Origin of the sequence: Streptomyces sp. ISL-66 (assembly GCF_018614135.1) — a bacterium.
Taxonomy (GTDB): Bacteria; Actinomycetota; Actinomycetes; order Streptomycetales; family Streptomycetaceae; genus Streptomyces.
In genome coordinates this window covers 15,196-40,558 of the sequence record NZ_JAGGOW010000092.1, presented here as the reverse complement: position 1 = coordinate 40,558, position 25,363 = coordinate 15,196, and the positions used below count along the sequence as shown (strand labels likewise).

General features: G+C 73.7%; 23 protein-coding genes and 1 pseudogene. 16 read left to right on the top strand and 8 right to left on the bottom strand.

The window, feature by feature from the left end; genetic code table 11:
- Together J7E97_RS18220 and J7E97_RS18215 are read left to right on the top strand one after the other, a co-directional pair.
- Window positions 1-667 (top strand): annotated as a pseudogene (locus tag J7E97_RS18220) (hypothetical protein); the annotation flags it as partial.
- An 802-nt stretch (window positions 668-1,469) separates the two neighbouring features.
- On the top strand, window positions 1,470-2,297 hold the full coding sequence (locus tag J7E97_RS18215) for a sulfurtransferase (protein ID WP_215028343.1): 828 nt from the start codon (window positions 1,470-1,472) through the stop codon (window positions 2,295-2,297).
- Between the two features lie 189 nt (window positions 2,298-2,486).
- Here the strand turns inward: J7E97_RS18215 and J7E97_RS18210 are convergent, their stop codons facing one another.
- Window positions 2,487-2,777, bottom strand: coding sequence for a hypothetical protein (locus tag J7E97_RS18210; RefSeq protein ID WP_215028338.1), 291 nt, complete (start codon window positions 2,775-2,777; stop codon window positions 2,487-2,489).
- 492 nt (window positions 2,778-3,269) lie between these two features.
- Between J7E97_RS18210 and lon the strand changes: the two genes are divergently transcribed.
- Window positions 3,270-5,666, top strand: a complete 2,397-nt coding sequence (gene lon / locus J7E97_RS18205; RefSeq protein ID WP_215028337.1) for an endopeptidase La — start codon at window positions 3,270-3,272, stop codon at window positions 5,664-5,666.
- 151 nt (window positions 5,667-5,817) lie between these two features.
- Window positions 5,818-6,258 carry a MarR family winged helix-turn-helix transcriptional regulator gene (locus J7E97_RS18200; protein WP_215028336.1) on the top strand — a complete coding sequence of 147 codons (441 nt, stop codon included), beginning with the start codon at window positions 5,818-5,820 and terminating at the stop codon, window positions 6,256-6,258.
- A 68-nt stretch (window positions 6,259-6,326) separates the two neighbouring features.
- Here J7E97_RS18200 and J7E97_RS18195 read toward each other — a convergent pair whose 3' ends face one another.
- Window positions 6,327-7,100, bottom strand: coding sequence for a protein phosphatase 2C domain-containing protein (locus J7E97_RS18195; protein ID WP_215028335.1), 774 nt, complete (start codon window positions 7,098-7,100; stop codon window positions 6,327-6,329).
- Between the two features lie 414 nt (window positions 7,101-7,514).
- On the opposite strand from J7E97_RS18195, the gene J7E97_RS18190 reads away from it, so the two are divergent.
- From J7E97_RS18190 to J7E97_RS18170, 5 genes are read left to right on the top strand one after another with little or no spacing between them, the layout of a single operon-like run.
- Complete coding sequence (locus tag J7E97_RS18190) at window positions 7,515-10,337, top strand: nitrate- and nitrite sensing domain-containing protein (protein WP_215028334.1); 2,823 nt, start codon at window positions 7,515-7,517, stop codon at window positions 10,335-10,337.
- Window positions 10,334-10,837, top strand: coding sequence for a roadblock/LC7 domain-containing protein (locus J7E97_RS18185; RefSeq protein WP_215028332.1), 504 nt, complete (start codon window positions 10,334-10,336; stop codon window positions 10,835-10,837). Before J7E97_RS18190 ends, J7E97_RS18185 begins: the two co-directional genes overlap by 4 nt.
- Window positions 10,834-11,223 carry a DUF742 domain-containing protein gene (locus J7E97_RS18180; protein WP_215028331.1) on the top strand — a complete coding sequence of 130 codons (390 nt, stop codon included), beginning with the start codon at window positions 10,834-10,836 and terminating at the stop codon, window positions 11,221-11,223. Before J7E97_RS18185 ends, J7E97_RS18180 begins: the two co-directional genes overlap by 4 nt.
- Complete coding sequence (locus tag J7E97_RS18175; protein ID WP_308346571.1) at window positions 11,204-11,857, top strand: ATP/GTP-binding protein; 654 nt, start codon at window positions 11,204-11,206, stop codon at window positions 11,855-11,857. The genes J7E97_RS18180 and J7E97_RS18175 overlap by 20 nt, the downstream gene beginning before the upstream one ends.
- An 11-nt stretch (window positions 11,858-11,868) precedes the next feature.
- Entirely contained in the window at window positions 11,869-13,119 is a 1,251-nt protein-coding gene (locus J7E97_RS18170; protein WP_215028330.1) for a styrene monooxygenase/indole monooxygenase family protein, read from the top strand.
- Here the strand turns inward: J7E97_RS18170 and J7E97_RS18165 are convergent.
- The 3 genes from J7E97_RS18165 to J7E97_RS18155 all read right to left on the bottom strand — a co-directional run bounded on the left by J7E97_RS18165 (window position 13,080) and on the right by J7E97_RS18155 (window position 15,465).
- Window positions 13,080-14,375 carry a C40 family peptidase gene (locus tag J7E97_RS18165; protein WP_215028329.1) on the bottom strand — a complete coding sequence of 432 codons (1,296 nt, stop codon included), beginning with the start codon at window positions 14,373-14,375 and terminating at the stop codon, window positions 13,080-13,082. The two genes, J7E97_RS18170 and J7E97_RS18165, sit on opposite strands and share 40 nt — an antisense overlap.
- Before the next feature lie 266 nt (window positions 14,376-14,641).
- Window positions 14,642-15,076 (bottom strand): SHOCT domain-containing protein, encoded by a 435-nt coding sequence (locus J7E97_RS18160; RefSeq protein ID WP_215028328.1) that lies wholly within the window; start codon window positions 15,074-15,076, stop codon window positions 14,642-14,644.
- A complete protein-coding gene (locus J7E97_RS18155) occupies window positions 15,076-15,465 on the bottom strand; it encodes a DUF6325 family protein (RefSeq protein WP_215028326.1) in 390 nt (129 codons plus the stop codon). Before J7E97_RS18155 ends, J7E97_RS18160 begins: the two co-directional genes overlap by 1 nt.
- A 137-nt stretch (window positions 15,466-15,602) precedes the next feature.
- Here J7E97_RS18155 and J7E97_RS18150 point away from each other — a divergent pair, with 137 nt between their 5' ends.
- Genes J7E97_RS18150 through J7E97_RS18140 form a run of 3 tightly spaced genes read left to right on the top strand, consistent with a single transcriptional unit; the run spans window position 15,603 to window position 18,923 of the window.
- Window positions 15,603-16,973, top strand: coding sequence for an FtsW/RodA/SpoVE family cell cycle protein (locus J7E97_RS18150; RefSeq protein ID WP_215028324.1), 1,371 nt, complete (start codon window positions 15,603-15,605; stop codon window positions 16,971-16,973).
- Window positions 16,970-18,430, top strand: a complete 1,461-nt coding sequence (locus tag J7E97_RS18145; protein WP_215028322.1) for a penicillin-binding transpeptidase domain-containing protein — start codon at window positions 16,970-16,972, stop codon at window positions 18,428-18,430. Before J7E97_RS18150 ends, J7E97_RS18145 begins: the two co-directional genes overlap by 4 nt.
- 43 nt (window positions 18,431-18,473) lie before the next feature.
- Window positions 18,474-18,923: a DUF3291 domain-containing protein gene (locus J7E97_RS18140; protein ID WP_215028321.1), complete on the top strand. Its 450-nt coding sequence runs from the start codon at window positions 18,474-18,476 to the stop codon at window positions 18,921-18,923.
- Here J7E97_RS18140 and J7E97_RS18135 read toward each other — a convergent pair.
- Complete coding sequence (locus J7E97_RS18135) at window positions 18,920-20,047, bottom strand: ferritin-like domain-containing protein (RefSeq protein ID WP_215028320.1); 1,128 nt, start codon at window positions 20,045-20,047, stop codon at window positions 18,920-18,922. The two genes, J7E97_RS18140 and J7E97_RS18135, sit on opposite strands and share 4 nt — an antisense overlap.
- Before the next feature lie 235 nt (window positions 20,048-20,282).
- Between J7E97_RS18135 and J7E97_RS18130 the strand changes: the two genes are divergently transcribed.
- The 3 genes from J7E97_RS18130 (at window position 20,283) to J7E97_RS18120 (ending at window position 22,327) form a co-directional block, all read left to right on the top strand.
- Entirely contained in the window at window positions 20,283-21,212 is a 930-nt protein-coding gene (locus J7E97_RS18130; RefSeq protein WP_215028318.1) for a diiron oxygenase, read from the top strand.
- Between the two features lie 29 nt (window positions 21,213-21,241).
- Window positions 21,242-21,958 (top strand): TetR/AcrR family transcriptional regulator, encoded by a 717-nt coding sequence (locus J7E97_RS18125; protein WP_215028316.1) that lies wholly within the window; start codon window positions 21,242-21,244, stop codon window positions 21,956-21,958.
- Between the two features lie 84 nt (window positions 21,959-22,042).
- The gene (locus J7E97_RS18120) at window positions 22,043-22,327 is read left to right on the top strand and encodes a hypothetical protein (RefSeq protein WP_215028314.1); all 285 of its coding nucleotides are present in this window, start codon (window positions 22,043-22,045) and stop codon (window positions 22,325-22,327) included.
- Window positions 22,328-22,468: 141 nt separating this feature from the next.
- Here J7E97_RS18120 and J7E97_RS18115 read toward each other — a convergent pair whose 3' ends face one another.
- The gene (locus J7E97_RS18115) at window positions 22,469-23,101 is read right to left on the bottom strand and encodes a hypothetical protein (protein WP_215028313.1); all 633 of its coding nucleotides are present in this window, start codon (window positions 23,099-23,101) and stop codon (window positions 22,469-22,471) included.
- Between the two features lie 186 nt (window positions 23,102-23,287).
- Between J7E97_RS18115 and J7E97_RS18110 the strand changes: the two genes are divergently transcribed.
- On the top strand, window positions 23,288-24,085 hold the full coding sequence (locus J7E97_RS18110; RefSeq protein WP_215028311.1) for a nuclease-related domain-containing protein: 798 nt from the start codon (window positions 23,288-23,290) through the stop codon (window positions 24,083-24,085).
- 163 nt (window positions 24,086-24,248) lie between these two features.
- Here J7E97_RS18110 and J7E97_RS18105 read toward each other — a convergent pair whose 3' ends face one another.
- A complete protein-coding gene (locus J7E97_RS18105) occupies window positions 24,249-25,343 on the bottom strand; it encodes a Ku protein (protein WP_215028309.1) in 1,095 nt (364 codons plus the stop codon).
- Window positions 25,344-25,363 lie beyond the last annotated feature (20 nt).

Here is a 25,363-nt window from a genome sequence, read left to right as displayed (position 1 = left end):
GCTCGCGAGGGTCCCGGGCGGGACGGTCCGGGGCGGGGCGGCCGGGCCCTCCCCGGTTCGGCTCGCGAGGGTCCCGGGCAGGGCGGTCCGGGGCGGGGCGGCTCGGGGCGGGGGGACGGTCCGGGGCCGGGCGGTCCGGGACGAGGGGACGGTTCGGGCCCCCAGGGCGGTCCTTGGCCGGGTGCGGGGCGGCTGGTGGCCGTGGCTGCTGGTCGGCGCGCTCCTCGTCCCGCTGGGGTTCTGGTCCACGTGGCTGCGTACCCAGGAGAGCCGCAAGGACGACGCCCTCGCGGTCGCGGCGACCGTCCGCGCACTCGCGCGGCCGGGCGACGCCGTGCTCTTCCTCCCCTCGCGGCGCCGCGAATGGCTGCTCTCCTCGCCGGAGCTCTACGGCTCTCTGCGCGACCTCGCCCTGTCCCGCACCCCGGCTGCTTCGCGGAGCCTCCAGGGGGTGGAGCGGACGCCGGAGGGAATCCGGGAGGCCCTGCTGGACCCGGACACCGACCGGGTGGTGGCCCTGCTGGACCCGGCGGGCCAGCCCCTGGACGGCGACCCGGCGGAGGCGGTGAAACGGCAGACGCTGGTCTCCTCCTTCGACCTGTGCTCGGTGACGGAGGTCCACGGAGCCCGCGTGGCCCTCTTCGCCCGTCCGGGCGGCTGCCCGTAGGAGGATGAGGCGGAGGGGGCCGCCGAGCGGGGGGCCCGTCGTCGACTCCTGCCGGAGGTGCCACATGACCGCAGCCCGTACCCACGCGGACACGAACGCGACGGAGGCGGGGACCCCGGCCGGGGCCCCGGGCTCGGCCCCGGCCCCGGGCCCGGGCCCGGCCATGGACCTGGCTCCGGCCACGGACGCGGCCCTGGCCACGGGCCCGGCCATAGCCGCGGGCCCGGCACCGGTCACGGATCCGGCCACGGGTTCGACCACCGGCCTGGCCCCGGGCTTGGCCTCGGATCCGGCCGCAGGCCTGACCACGGACCCGGGGCCGGGCCCGGCCTCGACCACGGGCCCGGGCCCGGGCCCGGGTCCGACCAGGGGCCCGGCCACGGCCTCGGCCCCGCCCAGGGACGCGGCCACGGCCATGGCCACGCGCCCGGCCATAACCACGGGCCCGGCACCGGTTACGGTCCCGGATCCGGCCACGGGCTTGACCACCGGCCTGGCCCCGAGCTTGGCCGCGGACCCGGTCCCGGATCCGGCCACAGGCCTGACCACCGGCCCGGCCCCGGCACCGGCCCGGGCACCGGCACCGGTCCCGGATCGGGCCACAGGCCTGACCACGGGCCCGGCCCCGGCACCGGCACCGGCACCGGCACCGGCCCCGGCACCGGTCACGGATCGGGCCACGGGCTTGAGCAAGGACCTGGGTCCGGCCCTGGCCGCGTCCCTGACCTCGCCCTCGCCCTCGGCCCCGCACCCGCTCGCGGACCCGCTCGCGGCACCGCACCCGCTCGCGGACCCGCTCGCGCTGCCCGGTCCGCTGGTCGGGGCCGACTGGCTCGCGGCGCGCATCGGTGCGCCCGGGCTGGTCGTCTTCGACGCTTCCCTCGGCGGCCACCGCGACGCGGCCCGGCGGATCCCGGGCGCCCGCCCTTTCGACCTCGACGGCGCCCTGTCCGACCACGACGCCGCCGCCCCGCACACCATGCCCGGCTCCGCGGCGTTCGCCGGGGCGATGCGCGACCTCGGCGTCGACGACACCAGCACGGTCGTCGCGTACGACGGCGCCGGCGTCTACTCCAGTGCCCGCGCCTGGTGGATGCTGCGCGCCATGGGCTTCGACCGGGTCGCCGTCCTCGACGGCGGGCTCCCCGCGTGGCTCGCCGCCGGCCTGCCGGTCGAGGAGCGCGCGGCGGCGTACGAGGGCCCGCGCGGCTCCTTCACGGCCCGTCCCCGCTCCGGGCTGCTGGTGGACGCCGCCGCCGTCGCGGCGGCCCTGGCCGATCCGGCCGCCGCCGTGCTCGACGCCCGCACCCGCGAGCGCTTCGCCGGCACCGCCCCCGAACCCCGCCCCGGCCTGCGCGGCGGTCACATGCCGGGCGCGGTCAGCCTTCCCTTCGGGGACCTCCAGGACTCCGCCGGCCTGATGCGGCCCGCCGCCGAACTCCGCGCGGCCTTCGAGGCGGTGGCGGGGGACCGGGAACGGCTGTACTTCAGCTGCGGCTCCGGGGTCACCGCCTGCGTACTCGCACTGGGCGCGGACCTGGCCGGCTACGACCGGCTCGCGGTGTACGACGGCTCCTGGAGCGAGTGGGGCGTGCCGTCGCCCGACCGGCCCGTGGTGACGGGCGCGTAGCGGCGAGCCGACCGGTTCCGGGGGGGCCAGTGCTGTGACGGGGGGAAGGTTTGGCGGGTCCCGGCGTCCCGTGAGGTGCATCGCAAGGCGGAGGAGCGCGGCTCGTCCTGGACGTAGTTGCGTGGTCCGACAACGCCGCGAGGTGCCGTACCGGGCGTCGCGACCCGGTGAACCCTTCCGGTCACACCACTACCCCCCCACCAGGAGTCGGGCACGCGCCCCCTGCCGGGCGCCGCGCGGGACCGGACGGACGATCGAACGCGTGACGGCGAAGAGGACTCCGCGCGCCGCCACGGCCGCCGCCACTGCTGCCGCCCGTACGGCCGCGGCCGCCGCGTCGCGGCCCTCGCCGCCGCCTGCTGCTGTCCGGGTGCTCGCTGGGCGCGCCGTCGGCACCGGCGGCGGCCGGGAGAAGGCAGCGAGCGCCGTCACCGAAGCCGTCACTCGGGTCGAGGTGTCGTACGCCCGGAGCCGCTCCATCGCGGTCACCCCCGGCCCCGGACCGGGTGCCACCGCCCACCGCACCGCCCGCTACCGGGTCACCGCCCAGGCCCGCTCCGGCTCCGGCGAGCTCCGTCTCGCCGTCACGAAGGCCCCGGCCTCGGTCGAGGTGGAGACCACCTGGGGGACGCCCGGCTCAATGTGCCCACTCGGCCCCGTACGGGATCGAGGCGTCCACCGCCTCCCGCAAGCGCGAGATCCCCCTCCCCGCGCCGGATCCCTCCTCCGCCGCGCGCCTCTCGGCGAAGACCACCTCCGGCGACATCCGGATCTCCGCCGCGCGGCTCCGGACCGATCGGGCCGAGCGCGGACCTGCCGACCTGGGATTTCCTCCTCTTCCGGCCAGCGCTCGCCTGGATCGTGAGTCGCCGTCAGTCCCTGTTCGCCCCGGGCGAACGGGCGTTGGGGAACATTGGGAGGCGCACGTGCATTGAGTCGGCATAGCTCAACTTCACTGCCGGAGGGAAGATCATGGCTTCGACGTCCGTAACGCTCACCCTGCCCGTGCTGCCGCTCGATGACGAGGTCGTGCTGCCTGGAATGGTGGTACCGCTGGACCTGTCCGACGCGGAAGTGCGAGGGGCCGTCGAGGCCGCTCAGGCCGCCGCGGGGACCGGGAAGCCGCAGGTGCTGCTCGTGCCGCGCGTCGACGGTACGTACACGGGCACCGGGGTGCTGGGGACCGTCGAGCAGGTGGGGCGACTGTCCGACGGGGACCCCGGGGCGCTGATCCGGGGACGCGGGCGCGTCCGCATCGGGGCCGGGACCAGCGGGCCCGGGGCGGCGCTCTGGGTCGAGGGCGAGACCGTGGACGAGAGCGTCCCGGACCCGCTGCCCGGGGCCGTCACCGAGCTCGTCACGGAGTACAAGGCGCTCGCCACCAGCTGGCTCAAGAAGCGCGGGGCCTGGCAGGTCGTGGACCGGGTGCAGCAGATCGAGGGCGTCGGCGCCCTCGCGGACAACTCCGGCTACTCCCCGTTCCTGAGCGTCTCCCAGAAGGTGGAGCTGCTGGAAACCGCCGACCCCGTCGCCCGGCTCCGGCTCGCGGTCAAGGCCCTCGGCGACCACCTCGCCGAGCAGGACGTCGCCGAGTCCATCGCCAAGGACGTGCAGGACGGAGTCGAGAAGCAGCAGCGCGAGTTCCTGCTCAAGCGGCAGCTGGAGGCCGTGCGCAAGGAACTGCGCGAGCTCAGCGGGGAGAAGGAGGGCCAGGAGTCCGACGACTACCGCAGCCGGGTCGAGGCCGCCGACCTTCCCGAGAAGGTCCGGGAGGCCGCGCTCAAGGAGGTCGAGAAGCTGGAGCGCTCCAGCGACCAGTCGCCCGAGGGGTCCTGGATCCGGACCTGGCTGGACACCGTGCTCGAACTGCCTTGGAACGAGCGGACCGAGGACGAGTACGACATCCGCGGAGCCCGTGCGGTCCTGGACGCGGAGCACGCCGGGCTGAGCGACGTGAAGGACCGGATCACCGAGTACCTCGCCGTGCGCAAGCGGCGCTCCGAGCGCGGCATGGGCGTCGTCGGCGGCCGCCGCGGCGGGGCCGTGCTGGCCCTCGTCGGACCGCCGGGAGTCGGCAAGACCTCGCTGGGCGAGAGCGTGGCCCACGCCATGGGCCGCAAGTTCGTCCGCGTGGCCCTCGGCGGCGTGCGGGACGAGGCCGAGGTCCGCGGACACCGGCGTACGTACGTGGGCGCTCTGCCCGGCCGGATCGTACGGGCCATCAAGGAGGCCGGGTCCATGAATCCGGTCGTGCTGCTCGACGAGATCGACAAGGTCGGATCCGATTTCCGCGGCGACCCGGCGGCGGCGCTGCTGGAGGTGCTCGACCCCGCCCAGAACCACACCTTCCGGGACCACTACCTGGAGGTGGAACTGGACCTGAGCGACGTGGTGTTCCTCGCGACGGCCAACGTGCTGGAAGCCATCCCCGAGGCGCTCGCCGACCGCATGGAACTGGTGCGCCTCGACGGCTACACCGAGGACGAGAAGGTCGTCATCGCCCGCGACCACCTGCTGCCCCGTCAGCTGGAGCGGGCCGGCCTCGGCGCCGATGAAGTGGTCCTGGAGGAAGACGCGCTGCGCAAGCTGGCCGGGGAGTACACACGCGAGGCGGGCGTGCGCACCCTGGAGCGCTCCATCGCCCGGCTGCTGCGCAAGGTGGCCGCCCAGCACGAGCTGGGAGAGCGGGAGTTGCCGTACCGGATCGGCGCCGGCGACCTGCGGGCACTCATCGGACGGCCGCACCACGTACCGGAGTCCGCGCAGGACCCGGCCGAGCGGCGCACCGCCGTGCCCGGCGTGGCCACCGGCCTCGCCGTGACCGGGGCGGGCGGCGACGTCCTGTTCGTCGAGGCCTCGCTGGCCGATCCGGAGACGGGGGCCGCCGGGCTCACGCTGACCGGGCAGCTCGGCGACGTGATGAAGGAGTCGGCGCAGATCGCCCTCAGCTTCCTGCGCTCGCACGGCGCGGAGCTGGAGCTCCCGGTCGCGGACCTGAAGGACCGGGGCGTGCACATCCACTTCCCGGCGGGCGCGGTGCCCAAGGACGGCCCGAGCGCGGGCATCACGATGACCACGGCGCTGGCCTCGCTGCTGTCCGGACGACAGGTCCGCACGGACGTGGCGATGACCGGTGAGGTCTCGCTGACCGGGCGCGTCCTGCCCATCGGCGGGGTCAAGCAGAAGCTGCTGGCCGCGCACCGGGCCGGGCTGACCACCGTCATCATCCCGAAGCGGAACGAGGCCGACCTGGACGACGTTCCGGCCGAGGTGCTGGAGGGGCTGGAGGTACACCCGGTGACGGACGTGCGCCAGGTCCTGGAGCTGGCCCTCGCCGCCGACACGGTGGCGGTGACCGCCGTCGCCTGATCCCCCGGGGAGCAGAACGCATGATCCGAGGGCGCCGGGGGCGGGGGCTCCCGCCGCAAGGGCCCGGGATCCCGCTCCGGCGGGGCCCCGGGCCCCCGGCGTACCCGCTGCGAAATACTGGTGCTCCACCACACCACCGAAGGAGCGGGACGTGCACGGGAGCGAAGACCAGGAGTTCCTTGCCCTGGAGCGGGAGCTGTCGGTCTTCCTCCGGCGCGCCCGCGCCTCGTCCGGGGAAATGGCGCGCGCCCTGCACCCGGAGCTGGAACCGGCCGCGTACGGGCTCCTCGTGCGCCTGGAGGCCGCCGGCCGGCAGCGGGCGACCGAGCTCGCCGCGTACTTCGGCGTCGGCAAGGCCACGATGAGCCGGCAGCTGCGGGCCCTGGAGGTGCTGGGCCTGGTGGCCCGGGAGCCGGACCCGGCCGACGGCCGGGCCTTCCTGGTCGGGCTCACCGAGGAGGGCCGGGTGCGCTTCCTGCGGGTCCGCGGCGCCCGGCGCGAGCAGTACATGCGAAAGCTCGCGGACTGGGACCGCGGGGAAGTCGCGGAACTGGCCCGGCTGCTCAACCAGTTGAACGCGAGCGCGGAGTAGGAGTTAGGAGTACGAGTAGGCGTGGGCGTAGGAGCCGGGTCGGCCCGGTCCGCCCGGTCGGCCCCGGTCTACAGCTCCGCGTACACCGCCGGCGCGTCGTCGTGCCGCTTGCCGCGCCCGTGCGGGCGGTCCGGGTCCGTCTCCAGGGCGCGCACCCGCTCGATCAGCGACTGCGCCCCCTCCTTGCGCAGCACCGCCAGGCACTCGGCCCAGTCGCCCTCGCCGAAGGTGTCCGTCCACCGGCTCGCCCCGTCCGTGAGCGCCGCCAGCGCCCGGACCTCGGCCCGCGGCGTGCGCCCGGTCACCGCGCGGGCCGCCACCGCCGGGTCCGCGGCGGCCGTGAAGAAGCCGCCCTCCGCGTTGCGCAGCTCGTCCGCCGAGGCTTCCGTGCGCAGCCGCTCGCGCGGGATCCGGTCCAGGCGGTCGTCGAGGACGGCGCGCACCTCGCCCCCGGGCGCCTGGAGGAGGAGTACGGAGTCGCAGAGCACCAGGTGTTCGACGTGGGACTCGTCCCAGCGGACCAGGACCACCGTGGCCTGTGGCGTCCGCGCGTGAGAAAGGTCACAGGTGTCCCGGTGGTCGTCCGCGGTGATGCCGATGGCCTCCGCGAGGACGCTCCGCAGCGGCATGTCCCGGCGCGATCCGGACAGTTCGGTCAATCGGCCGCCGAGCCGGGACGCGAACCAGGGGACTCCGTGCACGCAGCCGACGTCACCGGGCGGCGGTGTGACCCCGTCGAGGGCGACCAGGACCCCGCCGCCCGACGCGGGTATGGCGGCCGACACCCAGTCCTCGTTGGGGCGTTCCCGGTTGCCGGGGGCGGAGGAGAGATCGATGCGCATGCGGACATTCTGCCCGCGCGGAGCGCCCTAGGGGCGGGGCGGCCCGGGGAAAGTACGGACCAAAGCGGGGCGCGTGGGGCGCGAGGGAATTCCCGTGGCCAGTGGGGTGACCGCCGGTCTGTGGGCGGGCATCCTGCCAAAAGCCGCATCGATCTTTCAACCGCCTGTCCAGGGGCTGGCTCTGACGCCGGTTCGCCGAGTTGGCCGCCAACTCCTCCGTGCTGTTCACTCCTTCGTGTGGCCGGGTGGATGATGTGCGGCTCTCTTCCCGGCGCACTGCGAAGGTCTGAAGCGCCGCGTCGTACGACGCGGCGGGACGGCGGGGGCGGGAGGCGTTTACTTGTTGACCGGCCGTTACCTCGGCCACGCGAGTAGACGAGCACGAGCAGCACACGTACAGGATTGCGAGCACCGGTGCAGAAGAAGCGGCCTCGGAAGAACGGCACCGTCGCGAACGGCACCGCGCCCGACGGCACCGCACCCCACCGTCCAGCCCCTGCCGCCGACGGGCTCCCCGCGGGGCGCCGCGTCCGGGTGCGCAGCAGGCTGGTCGTCGGAGTCGCCGTGGCCGCACTCGCCGTCCTCGTCGCCGGGGCGCCCGCCGTGCTCTCCGCCTCGGCGGACCTGAAGGACTCCCAGCAGCTGGTCGACCTCGCCGATCAGACCCGGCAGACGCTCACCCTCGCCCACCTCCTCGGCGACGAGCGCGACGCCGTCACCGAGTACGTGGCCAAGGGCCGCCCCGGCGGCGCCCAGTCCACCGTCCGGGAGCGCACCGCCGGCACCGACCGTCAGCTCGCCGAGGTCCAGGCCGACGCCGACGAGGAGCTCGCCCGCGCACTGGGCCGGATCCGCGCCGTGCGCACCGAGGCCGTGGAGGGCAAGGTCAGCGCCCTCGCCGCCCACCAGTCCTACTCCGGGGTCATCGCCGAACTCCTCGCCCCCGGTGGCCGGCTCGCCGAACTGACCCCGCCGCGCGCCGAGGACGCCCTCGTCACGGCCCGGCCGCTGGCCCCCCTCGACCAGGCCGTGGAGCAGGCCTCCGCCACCCGCGGACTGCTGCTGGCCGCGCTGAGCGTCCCCCGCGGGGAACAGGCCCCGGGCTCCGCCGTCGTGGACGAGCTGACCACCGCCGCCCAGCGGGCGCGGGTACGGGAGCAGGGCGCCCTCGACGACTTCGCGCGGGCCGCGCGTCCCGATGTGCGCCAGACCCTCGCCGCGACCGTCACCGGACCCGAGGTCAAGACGGCCGACGACTACCTCAAGCGGCTCACCGACCGGCCGACCCTCTCCACCGCCGACCGCAAGCTCGACGCCGGCACGGTCGGATCGTCCCTCACCGCCCGCGTGGACCGGATGCGCTCGGTCGAGGCCACGCTCGCCGCGCAGCGCGCCACCGCCCTCGCCACGCTGCGGGACGACGACGTGACCGCGCTGGAGCGCCTGCTCGCCTTCCTCGGCGTGCTGTTCCTGGTCACCGTCGGCGCCGCCACCGCCGTCGCCCGCTCGCTGACCCGGCCGCTGTCGGTCCTGCGGCGCGGCGCCGCGCGGCTGGCGACGCCCGAGGGCTCGGTGGAACCGGTCCGGTTCACCGGCCGCAACGACGAGTTCGCCGAGGTCGTACGGAACCTCAATGCCGTACGGGACCAGACGGTCTCGCTGCACACCCGGATCGCCGGGCTCGACGCCGACCGGCGCCGCCTCATCGGCCGCAACGAAGCGCTGGCGGCGGGGCGCGAGAGCCTGGAACACGAACTCGCGCGGCTGCGGGCGAGGCTGGAGGAGCACCGCCGCATCATGTCGGCCACGTCCGTGTCGCTGTCGCTGCGGACCCTCGGGCTCGTCGAGCGCCAACTCGCCGTCATCGAGGAGCTGGAGTCGCAGGAGCCGGACCCGGACCGCCTCGCCACCCTCTTCAAGCTCGACCACCTGGCGACCGTGATGCGCCGGCACAACGAGAACCTGCTCGTCCTCGCCGGCCAGGAACACGGTCACGGACAAGGCCTGCCGGTGCCGCTGGTCGACGTCATGCGGGCGGCGGTCAGCGAGATCGAGCGCTACGAGCGCGTCGACCTCGGGGCGCTGCCCTCGTACACGCAGGTCGCGGGGCACGCCGCCGACGACATCTCGCACGTGCTCGCGGAGCTGCTGGAGAACGCGACGACCTTCTCGCCGCCGGACGCCAAGGTGAAGGTGTCCGGCTGGCTGCTGGACTCCGGCGACGTGGTGCTGTCCGTCGTCGATGAGGGCATCGGGGTCACCGGCGACCGGCTGGAGGCGCTGAACGCCCGGCTGGCCGCGCCGGAGGCGTACGACGAGGAGCCTGAGTCGGAACACGGCCTGGGCCTCGGGCTGTACGTGGCCGGGCGGCTCGCGGCCAGGCACGCGGTGACGGCGGAGCTGCGGGCCCCGCAGCACGGAGGCACGGAGGCCCTGGTCGTCGTACCGGCGGCGCTGCTGCCCGCCACCCCGCCGACTTCGCCGGTCCACACGCTGGGCACGCCGGGCGCGCCCGCGCTGCACCTGCCCGGGGCGGTCGCGGAGGCGAACGAGAACACGCTCCCGTCGCGCTTGCGGGAGGGCGGCGGTAGCCGGGCCACCGCGGACGTCGCGGACGTCGCGGCTGCTCCGGCGGAGGCCGACTTCGTGCCGGAGCCGGAGCCGGAGCCGGTGCCCGTGCCGGAGCCCGCCCGCGTGCCGGTGGTCGCATCCGAGCCGGTGGTCGCACCCCAGCCCGCGGCCGAGCCCGAGCCGGTGCACGAAACCGCGCCGGCTCCGGCCGAGGAGCTGCTGGCCCGGGTGGTCCCGGAGACCGATCCGGCCGCGTTCGAGCCCCGGGCCGGGCGGCTGCCGCCGACCGAGCAGGTGTTCCGGGTCCCGCCGCAGGCACAGGCGCAGGCACAGGCGCAGGCGCAGAATCCGGTGCCGGTGCCTCCCGACCAGGTGTTCACCGTCCAGGCCCCCGCCGAGGAATCCGCCGAGGAGCCCGTCACCGACAAGGGCCTCCCCAAGCGGACCCCCCGCACGGTGGCCGCCGGGCGCGGAGAGGACGTACCCGCCGCGCCGCGCCGCGTGGACGCCGACGAGCTGCGCCGACGGCTCGGCGGGTTCTACCGGGGTGCCCAGGACGGACGGCGCGTCGTGGAGGCGGAGCTCGCGCAGGACCCGGGGCACGACCGACGGCAAGAGCAGGGGCAGACCGACCGGGGGGACACCGCACAGGAGGCACGCACATGAACGCGCCCAGTACGTACGGACTGAGCACCCAGGCCCGCAACCTTCAGTGGCTGCTGACCGACCTGGTCGAGGAGGTGCCCGGGGTCGACTCCGTGGCCGTCGTCTCCTCGGACGGGCTCCTGTTGCTGTCCTCCGATCCGGTGGCACCCGACACGCCCCCGGCCGGGCCCGCGCCCGTACCCGCACCCGCCCGCCCCACGGGCCCGCGCGGCGCGTCGGCCGACCTCGCGACGATCGTCTCCGGCCTCGGCTCGCTCACCACGGGTGCGGCCGCCCTGATGGACGGCGGCACGGTCAAGCAGACGATGGTGGCGATGGAGCACGGCTCCGTCTTCGTCATGTCCATCAGTGACGGCTCGCTCCTCGGAGTGCACGCCATGCCCGACTGCGACATGAGCGTCGTCGCCTACCACATGGCCTTGTTCGTGGGCCGCGCCGGCCACGTCCTGACCCCCGAAGTCCGCAGTGAGCTGCGCCAGTCGATGGAGAACACCCCGTGAGGAGTCCGGCCTCCGACCGGCTGCCGATACGCGGCGCCGACCGCCGTCCCGCCCGCGTACGCCCGTACTCCCTCACGGGCGGCCGGACCCGTTTCGCGCAGGTCCTGCACGTCGAGACCTTCGTCGCCGCCTTGGAGACCAAGGCGTCCGATCCGCGCAAGCCCGACCGGATGCCCGAGATGCCGGCGATCGTCGAGGTCTGCCGCCGCATGCGCACGATCGCCGAGATCGCCGCGCTGCTGAAGCTCCCGCTCGGCGTGGTGCGCGTACTCGTCAGCGACCTCGCCGACCAGGGAAGGATCCGCGTCTACGGGACCGGGCACGGCAACGGCCGTCCCGACCGCGCGCTGCTCGAAAGGGTGCTCAGTGGGCTCAGCCGTCTCTGAAACAGGCCTCTCCTGCGAGACCGGCCGCCCTACCGGGGCCGAGCTCGCGGCCGAGCCCGCACAGCCCTGGCAGTACGACCGCTCGCGCGCGCCCGTAGCCGTAAAGGTGCTGGTGGCGGGCGGGTTCGGGGTGGGCAAGACCACCTTCGTCGGTTCCGTCTCCGAGATCGCTCCGCTGCGTACCGAAGCGCTGATGACGCAGGCCAGCGTCCGGACGGACGACCTCTCCGCCACCCCCGACAAGCACACCACCACCGTCGCCATGGACTTCGGGCGCGTCACCCTCGACGACGACCTCGTCCTGTACGTGTACGGGACCCCGGGCCAGGAGCGCTTCTGGTTCATGTGGGACGACCTGGTGCGCGGAGCCATCGGCGGGATCGTGCTCGCCGACACGCGCCGGCTGCGCGACTGCTTCCCGGCCCTCGACTACTTCGAGAGCTGCGGGCTGCCGTACGCCGTCGCCGTCAACCACTTCGAGGGCACGCGCTCGTACGAACCGGACGACGTGCGGGAGGCGCTGACCATACCGGCCCGCGTGCCCGTCGTGATCATGGACGCGCGGCGCCGGGTCACGGTGCTGGAATCCCTGCTGACCCTCGTGGGCCACGCCCTCGACTCGACTCCCGAATAGAGAAGGTGCACGTGCGCAAGATACTTGTCGTCGGTGCCGGCCAGTCCGGCCTCCAGCTCGCCCTCGGACTCCAGTCGAAGGGGTACGAGGTCACCCTCATGTCCAACCGGACGGCGGACGAGATCCGCACCGGGCGGGTCATGTCCACCCAGTGCATGTTCGACACGGCGCTCCAGCACGAGCGGGACCTCCGGCTGGACTTCTGGGAGCAGCAGGCCCCGAAGATCGAGGGCCTGGGCGTCTCGGTCGCCGCCCCCGACGCGAGCCGCGCCATCGACTGGCTGGGCAAGCTGAAGGGCCACGCCCAGTCCGTCGACCAGCGTGTGAAGATGGCCGGCTGGCTCGACACCTTCGCGCAGCGCGGCGGACAGCTGGTCATCCACGGCGCTTCCGTCTCCGACCTGGACTTCTTCTCCCGCACGTACGATCTCGTGCTCGTCGCGGCGGGCAAGGGCGAGCTGGTCTCGCTGTTCGAGCGGAACGCCGCCCGTTCCCCGCACGACGCTCCGCAGCGCGCGCTCGCGGTCAGTTACGTGCACGGGCTCGGGCCGCGCCCCGAGCACCCGGAGACGGAGGCCGTGCGCTGCAATCTGGTGCCGGGCGTCGGCGAGCTGTTCGTCATGCCGACGCTGACCACGTCCGGGCGGGCCGACATCCTGTTCTGGGAGGGCGTCCCGGGCGGTCCGCTGGACGTCTTCAAGGGCGTGCGGGAGCCGGCCGAGCACCTGGCGCTGACGCTGGAACTGATGGAGACGTTCACGCCGTGGGAGTACGCGCGGGCCACGAAGGTGGAGCTGACGGACGCGGGCGCCACGCTCGCCGGCCGCTACGCGCCCGTCGTCCGCAACCCCGTCGGCCGCCTGCCGGGCGGCGGGCTGGTCCTGGGCGTCGCGGACGTGGTCGTCGCCAACGACCCGATCACCGGGCAGGGCGCCAACTCCGCCGCCAAATGCGCGGCCTCGTACCTCTCGTCGATCCTCATGCACGGGGACAACCCGTTCGACGAGGCGTGGATGAAGGCGACCTTCGACAAGTACTGGTACACCAGCGGCAAGCCGGTCACCCAGTGGACGAACGCCATGCTCGGCGTCCCGCCGGAGCACGTGCTGAACCTGATCGGCGCGGCGGGGCAGCTCCAGCCGGTGGCGGATCGTTTCGCCAACGGCTTCGACAACCCGGCCGACTTCGACGAGTACTTCTACGACCCCGACGACGCCGCCGATTACCTGGCGGAGGTCGCGGGCGCCTCGGCCTCTGAGTAGGCCGTATCGTCCCCGGCCGATGCCGATGCCGACGCGTCCCCGGCCTCGGGCTCGGGTAGCGGCGGCGGGGTGAAGGCGGTCAGCGGCGCCGCGTCGGGGTCGGGCCGCACCGCGCCGAGCAGCGGATTGGCGGCGATCGGCGAGACCTTGACCTTCGCGCCCGGCCGGGGCGCCTGGATCACCTTGCCGTCGCCGACGTAGAGGGCCACGTGGGTGGCGGTCGGGAAGTACACCACCAGGTCGCCGGGGCGGAGCTCGTCGAGGGGCACCTTGGGCAGCCGGGCCCACTGCTCCTGACTGGTCCGGGGGATCGCGCGGCCCGCGTGCGCCCAGGCTTGTGAGGTCAGCCCGGAGCAGTCGAAGGAGCCCGGCCCCTCAGCGCCCCAGACGTACGGCTTCCCGATCTGGGCGGTCGCGTACGTGAGGGCCGTGCCGCCGGCCGCCGTGGGATTACGGGACTGCGCGCCGAGCTTCCCCGACTCGACCAGGGCCCGCTGCGCGGCGGCGGTGTCCTCGGCTTCGCGCGTCCCGAGCTCGCCGAGCTGGGCGGGGGTGAGGGAGGCGATCATCCGCTCGACCTCCTTGAGCTGCGCGGCGGCCGCGTCCTTGCGCTTCTTCGTCTCGGCGGCCAGCTTCTGTTCGGAGTCCAGGGCTTTGCGGGCGGCGGCGGCGAGGACGTCGGCCTGCCGCTCGCCCCGGGTCAGCCGGTCCAGCGCGGCGGCCCGCCGGGCACCCTCGCGCTCGGCGATCCGACGCTGGGCCAGGGCCTCTTGGGGATCTCCGGCGAACAGCATCCGGGCGTACGGGGAGAACCCGCGGGCCCCCTTGTACTGCTCGCGCGCCAGCCGGCCGGCGGTGGCCCGGGCGTCGGAGACGGCGGTACGGGCCTTGCCGAGCTCGGTGCCGAGGCGGCGTTCCTCGCTCTGGCGGGCGGTGAGGGCGGACTCGGCGGCGTTGTAGGCCTCGGTGGCTTGTTCGGCCTGCTGGTAGAGGCGTTGGAGGCGGGTGAGGAGGACGCCGACGGGTTCGGTGGGGGTGGCGGGGGTGCCGGGCAGGGTGGGCGCGTTGGGCTCGGCGGGTGCTTCGGGGGTGCCGGGTGCTTCGGGTGCTTCGGGTGCTTCGTGCGTTTCGGGTGTGCCGGGTACGGCGGGTGCGGCGGGCTCGGCGTGGGCGACGGGGAGTGGGCCGCCCGCCGTGACGAGGGCTGCGGCGAGGCAGGCGGCGCGAAGCAGCCGACGTCGGTGTCGACGTGACATGTGGTCACCTCCAGGCCCCCGATGCTGCCACGCGCGGTATGACAAATCGCCCACCCGGGGCGGCCCTGCCGCGCCCGCCCACCCGGTCGGCGTACGCTCGCCCGCCGGACCCGATGAAACGCTTGGTGATGCTTTGGCCAAGTGCTGGGTGAGGGGCACTCGGAGCGCCCTCGCTCGCCCCCCTTCCGGGTGGCCTCCTCAAGCCCCTTCTTCAGCTCTATGTGCGGCTCATCGCCGGTAACCGGGCGCGGGCACCCCGTCCGGGGTCAGCCGGCCAGCAGGCGGGCCTTGGCCGCAGAGAACTCCTCCGGGGTCAGCAGGCCTTCGCGGGCCAGGGCGGCCAGCTGGGTCAGGTGGTCCGTCAGCTCCGCTCCGGGGGAGAGGGGTCCCGGAGCTCCCGGACCTCCCGGGCCTCCCGCAGCCGTGGACGAGGCCGGGCGGTCGGCGCCGGCCATGGGCGGAGCCGGAGCCGGGCCGGAGGCCGCGCCCGGGGTCGCGTTCCGGACCGCAGCCGGGCCCGTGCCTTCCGGGGCGTGCGGGGTGTGCGGGGCGGGCTCGCTCTCCGGGGCGTGCGGGGTCTCCGCGGAGGGCCGGGCCGCGTCCCACACGTAGGAGCCGCGTGCCAGGATCCCGCGCAGGAGGGGGCGGCCCGAGGGGCGCTGGGAGGGGTTCACGACGGAGCCGATGGGGCGGATGAACATCAGGCCACCCCCAGCCGGTCGGCCGGGAGGCGGACCGCTCCCGCGATCCGGCCGCCCGCCGCACGGACGGCGATCGCGGCGTCCTCGGCCCATACGTGCTCGACGACCAGGAGGAGGGCGCAGCTGCCGCGGTCCAGCAGTTCGGCCGATTCCGTGACGTCCTCCGGGCCGATCAGCGGGGTGGCCTCCCGGTGGGCGAGCAGGCCCCGGAGTTCGACGAACTCGTCGAACTCCGCCGACAGCACCTGGCCGGCCGCCGTCTTGGTGGCCACGAGACCGTCGATCAGCCGTACGACCCCGGCCTTGCGCAGTCCCATCACCGCCTCGACCGCCGCCACTCGCAGCTGCTCTTCGGGAAAGGCCAGGACGATGAACTCCGCAGGTCCCATGAGGGAGGCTCCTGATCCGCTGATCCGCTGATCCGTTACTTCGCTTCCGAACTTCGCTTGCGACCGGTTCTGACGACTCTTCGGCACACTATGACATAAGCGGACATACGGCCCGCCTGCTTGCTACGTTTCCCCGTATGACCGCTCTGACGGCAAAGGTGACGGAGCCCGCCCCGCCCCCGCCACCCGATGCCCGCGCCCCCAAGCGCCGCGGAGTCGAGCTGTCGCTGCTCGTCGGCGCCGTCCTGATCGCCGTCCTCGGCCACCTCTACGTCGGCCTCACCACCACCGGCCACATCCCCCGGCCCGCCGCCCACTACGCCGCCGGCCTCGCGGCCGCCGCGCTCGCCGCCCACCTCGCCGTCCGGCTGTTCGCCCCCTACGCCGATCCGCTGCTGCTCCCGATCGCCGTCCTGCTCAACGGCCTCGGCCTCGTCCTCATCCAGCGGCTCGACGCCACCACGCCCGACCGCCTCACGGCCGGGGAGCAACTGCGCTGGTCGGCCCTGGGGGTGGCGCTCTTCGTCCTCGGGGTCGCGCTGCTCCGCGACCACCGGGTGCTCCAGAAGTACGCGTACCTCTCCGTGGCCGTCGCGCTCGCCCTGATGCTCGTGCCGGTCTTCTTCCCGGCCGTCAACGGGGCGCACATCTGGATCCGCTTCGCCGGACTCTCCTTCCAGCCGGGGGAGTTCGCCAAGATCCTGCTCGCCGTGTTCTTCGCCGCCTACCTCGCCGCCAACCGGACCGCCCTCGCCCTCACCGGACGCACCCTCTTCTGGAAGCTGAAGCTGCTGCCCGGCCGGGTCCTCGGCCCGATCCTCGCCATCTGGCTGCTCTCCGTCGGCGTGCTCGTCCTGGAGCGCGACCTCGGGACCTCGCTGCTGTTCTTCGGGCTCTTCGTCATCATGCTGTTCACCGCCACCGGTCGGATCGGCTGGATCGCCATCGGGCTGCTGCTCGCCGCCGTGGGCGCGTACGCCGTCGGGACGTTCGAGCCGCACGTGAACAGCCGCGTGGACGACTGGCTGAATCCTTTCGCCTCCATCGAGCGTGGCGACGGCCCCGGCCAGCTCGCCCAGTCCCTCTTCGCGTTCGGGGCCGGCGGACTCCTCGGCGCCGGGCTCGGCCACGGCCAGTCCTTCCTCATCGGCTTCGCCGCCAAGTCGGACTTCATCCTCGCCACCGCCGGGGAGGAGCTCGGCCTCGTCGGCCTGACCGCGATCCTGCTCCTCTACGGCCTCCTCGTCGCCCGTGGCTTCCGCGCCGGGCTCGCCCTGCGCGATCCCTTCGGCCGTCTCCTCGCCACCGGACTCGCCTCGATCGTCGCGCTCCAGGTGTTCGTCATCGCGGGCGGGGTCACCGGGCTGATTCCGCTGACCGGCATGGCCATGCCCTTCCTCGCCCAGGGCGGCTCCTCCGTCGTCACCAACTGGATCATCGTCGCGCTCCTCATCCGGCTCAGCGACAGCGCCCGCAGGCCCCGACCGGCCGAGGAGGCAGCGGCGTGATCCGTTACATCCGCTGGTGCGCGTACTTCTGCGCCCTGCTGCTGCTCGCCCTGCTGGTCAACGTCGCCCGCGTCCAGGTCTGGGAGGCCGCCGCCTACGGCGCGAACCCGGCCAACAAGCGCCCCGCCATCGAGCGCTACGCCGAACCGCGCGGCGACATCCTGGTCGACGGGCGCCCCGTCACAGGCTCCCGGGACAGCCGCCAACTGCTGCGCTACGAACGGACGTACAAGAACGGACCGCTCTACGCGCCCGTCACCGGTTTCTCCTCCCAGACCTACGGGACCAGCTTCCTGGAACGGGCCGAGGACGCGGTCCTCTCCGGCACCGACCCCGGTCTCTCGGCCTTCCCGCTCTGGTACGAGCTCGCGCGCGGCCGCCCCGGCGGCGGCAACGCCGCCACCACCATCCGGGCGAAGACGCAGCAGGCCGCGTACACCGGGCTCGCCGGCAAGCGGGGTGCGGTCGCGGCGGTCGAACCGGCCACCGGCAAGATCCTCGCGCTGGTCAGCAGCCCCTCCTACGACCCGGCGCTGCTCTCCGGCACGGGGGCGAAGGCCAAGCGCGCCTGGGAGAAGCTCAACGCGGACCCCGCCAAGCCGATGCTCAACCGCGCGCTGCGCGAGACGTACCCGCCCGGCTCCACCTTCAAGATCGTGACGGCCGCGGCCGCCCTCGACGCGGGCGTGGTCACCGACGTGGACGCGCCGACCCAGACCCCGGACCCCTACCCGCTGCCGGGCACGAGCACCCTGCTCCCGAACGCCGGCACCGGCTGCGCCGACGCCTCGATGGCCGACGCCGTGCAGTGGTCGTGCAACACGGTGATGGCGAAGATCGGCGTACAGGTCGGGCTGAGGGGGATGACGGAGGCGGCGCGCAGGTTCGGGTTCAACGACGGCGGGCTGCGGGTGCCGGCCTGGGTCTCGCGCTCGAACTTCGACACCGACATGAGCGCGGACCAGCTGGCCCTCTCCTCGATCGGGCAGTTCAACACCAGGGCCACGCCGCTGCAGATGGCGATGGTGGCGGCGGCCGTCGCCAACGGCGGCGTGCTCAAGGCCCCCTACCTGGTGGACCGCACCACGCAGGACGACGGTGATCCGGTCCGCCGGGCCGACCAGCACACCCTCGGCCGGGCCATGACCCCGCTCACCGCGATGCGCATGCAGGAGCTGATGGTGAAGGTGGTGGAGGGCGGCACGGGCAAGAACGCGGCGATCCCCGGCGCCGTGGTCGGCGGCAAGACCGGCACGGCGCAGCACGGCGTCGGCAACGCGGGCACCCCGTACGCCTGGTTCATCGCCTGGGCCCAAGCGGAGGGCGGGGCGCCGCCCGCGGTCGCCGTGGCGGTGGTCGTCGAGGACGCGTCGGCCGTGCGCGGCGACATCAGTGGCAACGGCGCGGCCGCGCCCATCGCACGGGCGGTGATGGAGGCGGCGCTGTCCACCCGCTGAAACGGCTGACGGACAGGGGCGGTTCCCTGGTAGCCGTAGGGGAATGACCTACGAACTCGCACAGGTGAACATATCCCGGCTCAAGTACCCCTTGGACGCCCCGGAACTGAAGGACTTCGTCGACGGCCTCGACCACGTCAACGCCGTCGCGGACGCGGCGGAGGGCTTCGTCTGGCGGCTCGAGGGGGAAGGGGGCGACGCGACCGACGTGGTCGTCTTCGACGACGAGTGGATCATCGTCAACATGTCGGTCTGGCGGGACGCCGAGGCCCTCGACGCCTTCATGTACGCCGGTCGCCACCGGGAGCTGATGGCCCGCCGCCGGGAGTGGTTCGAGCACGTCAAGGAGGCGATGACGACCCTGTGGTGGGTCCCGGCGGGCGAGCGCCCCACGGTCAAGGACGCCGAGGAACGCCTGACCCACCTGCGGGAACACGGCCCGACCCCCTATGCGTTCACCCTCCGCACCCACTTCGCCCCGGGCGCCTCCTAGTCTCGTGGCCGGCGTTGGACCGTGTCCGAGCCGTCGGCGACGGCCCGCGCCACCTCCGCCACGCGGTCCGCCTCCTCGGCCGCGAACCGTTCGCGGTCGAGGGCCTCGGCGATCTCCTCGTCCTGGCTCATCAACAGGTCCAGGTTGGAGTTGCCCATCTCGAAGACGCCCATGTCCAGGTACGCCTTCTGCAGCCGCTCGCCCCACAGCCCGATGTCCTTCACGCACGGCACGATCCGGCTGAACAGCAGCTTGCGGAACAGCGCCAGGAACTCCGACTGCTCGCTGAACTCCTCGGCCTCCTTGCGCGCGATGCCGAAGTTCTCCAGTACTTCCACCCCGCGCAGCCGGTCGCGCATCAGGTAGCAGCCCTCGATCACGAACTCCTCGCGCTCGCGCAGTTCGGCGTCCGACAACTGCTTGTAGTAGTCGCGCAGCGCCATCCGCCCGAAGGCCACGTGCCGCGCCTCGTCCTGCATCACGTAGGCCAGGATCTGCTTGGGCAGCGGCTTGTCCGTCGTGTCCCTGATCATGCCGAAGGCGGCCAGTGCCAGCCCCTCGATCAGCACCTGCATGCCCAGGTAGGGCATGTCCCAGCGGGAATCGCGCAGGGTGTCGCCGAGCAGCCCCTGCAGGCTGTCGTTGATCGGGTAGAGCATCCCGACCTTCTCGTGCAGGAACCGTCCGAAGATCTCGGCGTGCCGGGCCTCGTCCATGGTCTGGGTGGCGGAGTAGAACTTCGCGTCCAGGTCCGGCACCGACTCGACGATGCGCGCGGCGCACACCATCGCGCCCTGCTCGCCGTGCAGGAACTGGCTGAAGTTCCACGCGCTGTAGTGCCGGCGCAGTTCGCCCTTGTCCCGCTCCGAGAGCTTGGCCCAGTGCCGCGTGCCGTAGAGCGTCAGCGCCTCGTCCGGGGTGCCGAGCGGATCGTACGGGTCCACCTCGATGTCCCAGGCGATGCGCTTGGCGCCGTCCCACTGCTTGTCCTTGCCCTTCTGGTACAGGGCCAGCAGCCGCTCGCGGCCGCCGTCGTACTCCCAGCTGAAGCGGGCGTCGCCGGACGCGGGGACCGGCCAGACGCTCGCCCCCGGGTCGGTGGTGTAGAGCTCGTGCGTCGACACTGACGCCCCCTCGTCTCGCGTACTTCCGTACAGGACAAGCCAGTTGGCGGCCGGACGGTGTCCGTCGGCTGCCGTTGGCAGCGTCACACGTTGGTAGACGCGCGGTCAACAAGTCGTGCGCGGGGGATTGACGGTCTTGCTGACAAGCAGTCTCATAAGCGGTGAACCCCCGGTAACCCCGGTATCCCCCGCGGGCGACCACCGCCGGCAACCGACTCGTGAGGTGTCCGAAGCCATGACGACCGTGACCGACAGGGCGGAGCTGCGCGACGCGCTCGGCCTGCTCAAGGACCGCGAACAGACAGCCGAACGACTCCTCGAATCCTCGGTCAAGCACTCCTTCGACCCGGACAAGGAGCTCGACTGGGACACCCCGCCCATCGAGGGCAAGTACTACTGGCCGCCCGAGCTGCTCTCCCTCTACGACACCCCGCTCTGGAAGAAGATGGGCGAGGAGCAGCGCATCGAACTCTCCCGCCACGAGGCGGCGGCGCTCGGCTCGCTCGGGATCTGGTTCGAGATCATCCTCATGCAGCTGCTGGTCCGGCACATCTACGACAAGTCCCTGACCAGCAATCACGTCCGCTACGCGCTCACCGAGATCGCCGACGAGTGCCGCCACTCGATGATGTTCGCCCGCATGATCAAGACGGGCGGAGCCCCCGAGTATCCGGTCTCCCGCACCAACCACAACCTCGCCCGCGTCCTCAAGACCGTCTCCACCACCCCCGGCTCCTTCGCCTGCACCCTCCTCGGCGAGGAGATCCTCGACTGGATGCAGCGGCTGACCTTCCCGGACGAGCGGGTCCAGCCCCTCGTCCGCGGAGTCACCCGCATCCACGTCATCGAGGAGGCGCGCCACGTCCGCTACGCCCGCGAGGAACTGCGCCGCCAGATGCTCACCGCCCCGCGCTGGGAGCAGGAACTCACCCGCGTCAGCTGCGGCCAGGCGGCCCGCGTCTTCGCGGTCGCCTTCGTCAACCCCCAGGTCTACGACAACATCGGCGTCGACCGGCGCGAGGCGCTCGCCCAGGCCAAGGCCAGCGGACACCGCCGCGAGGTCATGCAGACCGGAGCGAAGCGGCTCACCGACTTCCTCGACGACATCGGCGTGATGCGCGGGGTCGGCCGCCGGCTGTGGAAGAGCTCGGGCCTCCTCGCCTGAAGGCCACCGGGTGCGGCTACCCTGCGGACATGAGAGCCGTACGGGCGTACCGCAGGCTGAGCGTCGAGGAGCGGCGGGCCCAGCTCCTCGACGCGGCCCTGACGCTGTTCGCGCACCGGGCGCCGGAGGACGTCTCGCTGGACGACGTGGCCGAGGCCGCAGGCGTCTCGCGCCCCCTCGTCTACCGCTACTTCCCCGGCGGGAAGCAGCAGCTCTACGAGGCCGCCCTGCGCTCGGCGGCCGACGTCCTGCAGCTCTGCTTCGCCGAACCCCAGGCCGGTCCGCTGACCCAGCGGCTCTCCCGGGCCCTGGACCGGTACCTGGCCTTCGTCGACGAACACCACGCCGGCTTCTCCGCCCTCCTCCAGGGCGGCAGCGTGGTCGAAACCTCCCGCACCACCGCCACCGTCGACGGCATCCGCCGGGCCGCGGCCGAGGCGATCCTCTTCCACCTCGGCGTCCCGGCACCGGGACCGCGGCTGCGGATGATGGTGCGCACGTGGATCACGGCGGTCGAAGCCGCCTCGCTGATCTGGATCGACGAGGGCAAGCAGCCGGAGGTCTCCTCGCTCCGGGACTGGCTGGTGGACCAGTTCATCGCCCTGCTGACGGCGACGGCCGCCACCGACCCGGAGACGGCAGCGGCCGCCCGCGCCGCCCTGGCCCTCGAATCCGCGGACGGCCCGGTCGGCGTCCTGGCCCGCCGGGTGATCCCGGTGGTCTCCGAGGCGGCCCACCTCCTGTGACCCCGGGGCCGCCTCGGCGTCGTGGCCCCGGCGCCGAGGCCTCCTCGGCGGGAGCCGCGCCTCCGGAGCTGTGAGACTGGGGGCGTGAGAAGCCAACCCACCTCCTTCGAGGGCGGCCCGATGGACGGCCGGACCCTCCCGATCCTCCTCGGCCCGACCGGGCATCCGCCGAAGTGGTACGAGATCCCGGTCCCGGACCCGGACGGCGGTGACCCGACGGTGCTGCTGTACGAGCGGGTCCCGGCGGGGTACTCCAAGCGCCTGGGCCTCCAGAAGGGCTGGAAGTACGCCCACGTTCCGGACGGCCACAAGCCGAAGCTCCGCTGGCCCTGGACCAAGCCCACCCCTCCGCCCCCGCCGGCAGACTGACGCGGCCGGCGCGTCCGGCGCGGCCGGCGCGTCCGGGTCGTCCGGCGGGTCCGGGTCGGCCGGCGCGTCCGGGTCGTCCGGGTCGGCCCGTGCCGTGCCGGGGCGCCCTGACCCGGTGAACCATTGCGGGAACGCCGTCGGCTAGGAGTCAGTGCGCCCCCGGCGCAGCATCGCGAAACCGAGCCCCGCGGCGCCCATCGCCGCGATGCCGCCGCCCGCGGCGAGCAGCAGCACGCCGTCACCGGGTCCGTCGGCGACGGTGTGCAGGCGCAGCGCCGCGGTGGGACCGGACGCGGCTTCGCCCAGGGGCGCGGAGGCGGCGACGACCACGCCGTCCCGGCTCGCGGTCTTGTGCCCGGAGCCGACGGCCCCGTGCTTCGCGACGGGGGAGTCGCCCCCGACCCAGGAGCTCAACCGGCCGTCCGCCCGCAGCGCGAGGTGTAGCTTCCCGGAGCCGCCGAAGCCGGTGACGCCGTCGCGGCTGGTCACGGTGGCGGCCTTGGAGCCGTCGGCGCTCAGGACCTCGGCCCGGTACGCGTCCTTGGCCACGCGGTAGACGTGCGCGGTGGAGGAGCCGTCCGCGAGGGAAGCGGTTTTGACCAGCGTCCGCTGCGGGGCCGCGGACCCGGCGGCGTGCGCGGAGGAAGCGGCCGGCACGCCCCCGGCGAGCGCGGCGGCCGCCGGGAAGGCCAGCAGGGCTCCGGCGCACGCGGCCACGGCCGCGGCGCGGACGAGCGTGCGGCTGCTGTGGCTGCTGCGGCTCACGGTGCTCACGGGGGCGTCCTTCGCTGCTGGTCGGGCCCTGGTGCGTCCAGGTGGCACCAACCTAAGCACCGGCCGTTGCGCTACGGCGTTGCTTTTGTAACAGCCACACGGCAGCTGCCCGGCGGAGTCGTTACACAACCGGGGGATTGCCGCCGGGCGCCCGGGCTGCTCCCATGGACGGCGGGGGTGAGGGCCATGGTGACGCGGGGACTCAGAGTGGCGCCGAGCGGCCGCCCGGGCCGGGGTCGGCTGTACGTCAACCTGCCCGACGGCCAGGCGGTGGCCTGGTACGACCGGAAGGCCAACCGGATCAGCGTGCTGGCCGACGAGCGGCGGGAGGAGATCCTGACGGTCCTGCGCCCCTACCTGAGCGGGACCGTGGCCATCGGCCCGCCTCCCGTTCCCACGGCCGCCGACCTGCTCCGCCTGGCCCTGGCGCCCGACGACGACCTGGCGCCGAACCGGCCGGGGGAGGCGCTGATCGGCGAGCTCACCCACGGCGCCGCCGGCACCCGGGCCCGCCACCGGTTCCGCCAGGAGCTGGCGGCACGCCAGCGGATCGGCGAGGTGCTGGACGGGCTCCCGGAGCCCGAGGAGTGGCGGGTCCTCCACTGCGTGGGCGACATCGCGGACCACCTCGTGATCGGCCCGCCGGGCGTGTTCTGCGTCCGCACGATCCAGGGCCGCCGACAGCGGGCGGTGGTCGGGGACCTGCTCCTGACGCTGGGCCGCGCGGAACCCCGCCCGGAGCCGCGCACGGCCCGGCGCGCGGCGGCGTACGCGACCTGGGCGCTGTCGGCGACGGTGACCCCGATCCTGGCCGTGGTCGACGCGGCCCGCGTGGAGGTGGCGCCGACGCTGCGCGACGTGCGGGTGCTGACGCCGGCGACGCTGGGCCCGTTCCTGACGGACCCGGACTCCGAGGCGGCCCTGGGGCCCCCGGACGTGGAAGCCCTGTTCGCAGCCGGGCGCGACCGCGGCACGTGGACCTAGTGGGGTGTGGCGGCGCGCGCGGGTCCGCTCGCGGCGTCCGGGCGCGGCCCGGGCTCCGCGGGTCAGGGCGGAGCCCGGGAACAACGTAAGGGTGGGCAAGGGACAAGGGACAAGGGACAAGGGACAAGGGACAAGGGGCAGGGCGCCGCCGGGCTGGGCGCGGTCAGGCGGAGGTTCGCTTGCGGGGTGGCGCGGCCTTCTTCGGGGTGGCTGCCGCCTGCGACTTCGCGGAGGTGGTCTTCTTCGCCGCACCCGACGCCGAAGTCGGTGCCGCCTTCTTCTTCGCCGTCGCCGCGGTCGACTTCTTGCCGCCCGCCGCCTTCGGGGCAGCGGCCGCCGCGGTCGACTTCTTCCCTCCCGTCGCCTTCGGCGCAGCGGCCCCGGATCCCGCCGTCCGCTTCCGCCGGATCGGCGTCACCTCCGCCGTGCTTCCGCCCTCCTCGCCGTCCTTGTCCCCGTCCCCGTCCGCCGCGGACCCCGCGCGCGACGCCTTCGCCGCCCGCACGCTGTTCTCCAACGCCGCCATCAGGTCGATGACTTGACCCCCGACCGAGGGCGGCCCCGCCGCGACCGCCGGTGCGCCGCCATCCGCCTTCGCCGCGATCATCGCCTCCACCGCCTCGCGGTAGTCATCGTGCAGCGAATCCATCTCCACCTCCCCCAACGTCGCCATCAGCGCGTCCGCCAGGTCGAGTTCGGCCTCCCGCACCGATACCTCGCCCTCCGGCGCCACCCCCTCCGGCACCCGGATCTCGTCCGGCCACAGCAGCCCGTGCATTGCGATCACGTCGTCGACGACCCGCAGCATCCCGAGCCGCTCCCGTCCCCGCAGCGCGTACTTCGCGATCGCGACCTTCCGGCTCCGTTTCAGTGCCTCCCGCAGCAGCGTGTACGGCTTGGCGGCCGTCGCCCCGTTCGCCGCGAGGTAGTACGCCGAGTCCATCTGGAGCGGATCGATCGCGTCGGCCGGTACGAACGACACGATCTCGATCGTCTTCGCGGTGGCGATCGGCAGCTGCGCCAGGTCCTCGTCCGTGATCGGGATGACGGACCCGTCCGCCTCCTCGTACCCCTTGCCGATCTCCGCGCTCGACACCTCCTCCCCGTCCAGCTCGCACACCTTGCGGTAGCGGACGCGGCCGCCGTCGCTCAGGTGGATCTGGCGGAAGGAGATCGAGTGGTTCTCGGTGGCGTTCACGAGCTTGATCGGGATGCTGACCAAGCCGAAGGAGATCGCCCCGTTCCAAATGGATCGCACGGTTCCTCCTGTTTCGTGGC

Bases quoted from the DNA above. Each gene is read 5' to 3' on its own strand.
- J7E97_RS18155 (WP_215028326.1), bottom strand. From the start codon at position 15,465: ATGGGACCTGCGGAGTTCATCGTCCTGGCCTTTCCCGAAGAGCAGCTG.
- J7E97_RS18185 (WP_215028332.1), top strand. From the start codon at position 10,334: ATGAACGCGCCCAGTACGTACGGACTGAGCACCCAGGCCCGCAACCTT.
- J7E97_RS18210 (WP_215028338.1), bottom strand. From the start codon at position 2,777: ATGGAGCGGCTCCGGGCGTACGACACCTCGACCCGAGTGACGGCTTCG.
- J7E97_RS18130 (WP_215028318.1), top strand. From the start codon at position 20,283: ATGACGACCGTGACCGACAGGGCGGAGCTGCGCGACGCGCTCGGCCTG.
- J7E97_RS18110 (WP_215028311.1), top strand. From the start codon at position 23,288: ATGGTGACGCGGGGACTCAGAGTGGCGCCGAGCGGCCGCCCGGGCCGG.
- J7E97_RS18165 (WP_215028329.1), bottom strand. From the start codon at position 14,375: ATGTCACGTCGACACCGACGTCGGCTGCTTCGCGCCGCCTGCCTCGCC.
- J7E97_RS18160 (WP_215028328.1), bottom strand. From the start codon at position 15,076: ATGTTCATCCGCCCCATCGGCTCCGTCGTGAACCCCTCCCAGCGCCCC.
- J7E97_RS18140 (WP_215028321.1), top strand. From the start codon at position 18,474: ATGACCTACGAACTCGCACAGGTGAACATATCCCGGCTCAAGTACCCC.
- J7E97_RS18150 (WP_215028324.1), top strand. From the start codon at position 15,603: ATGACCGCTCTGACGGCAAAGGTGACGGAGCCCGCCCCGCCCCCGCCA.
- J7E97_RS18125 (WP_215028316.1), top strand. From the start codon at position 21,242: ATGAGAGCCGTACGGGCGTACCGCAGGCTGAGCGTCGAGGAGCGGCGG.
- lon (WP_215028337.1), top strand. From the start codon at position 3,270: ATGGCTTCGACGTCCGTAACGCTCACCCTGCCCGTGCTGCCGCTCGAT.
- J7E97_RS18195 (WP_215028335.1), bottom strand. From the start codon at position 7,100: ATGCGCATCGATCTCTCCTCCGCCCCCGGCAACCGGGAACGCCCCAAC.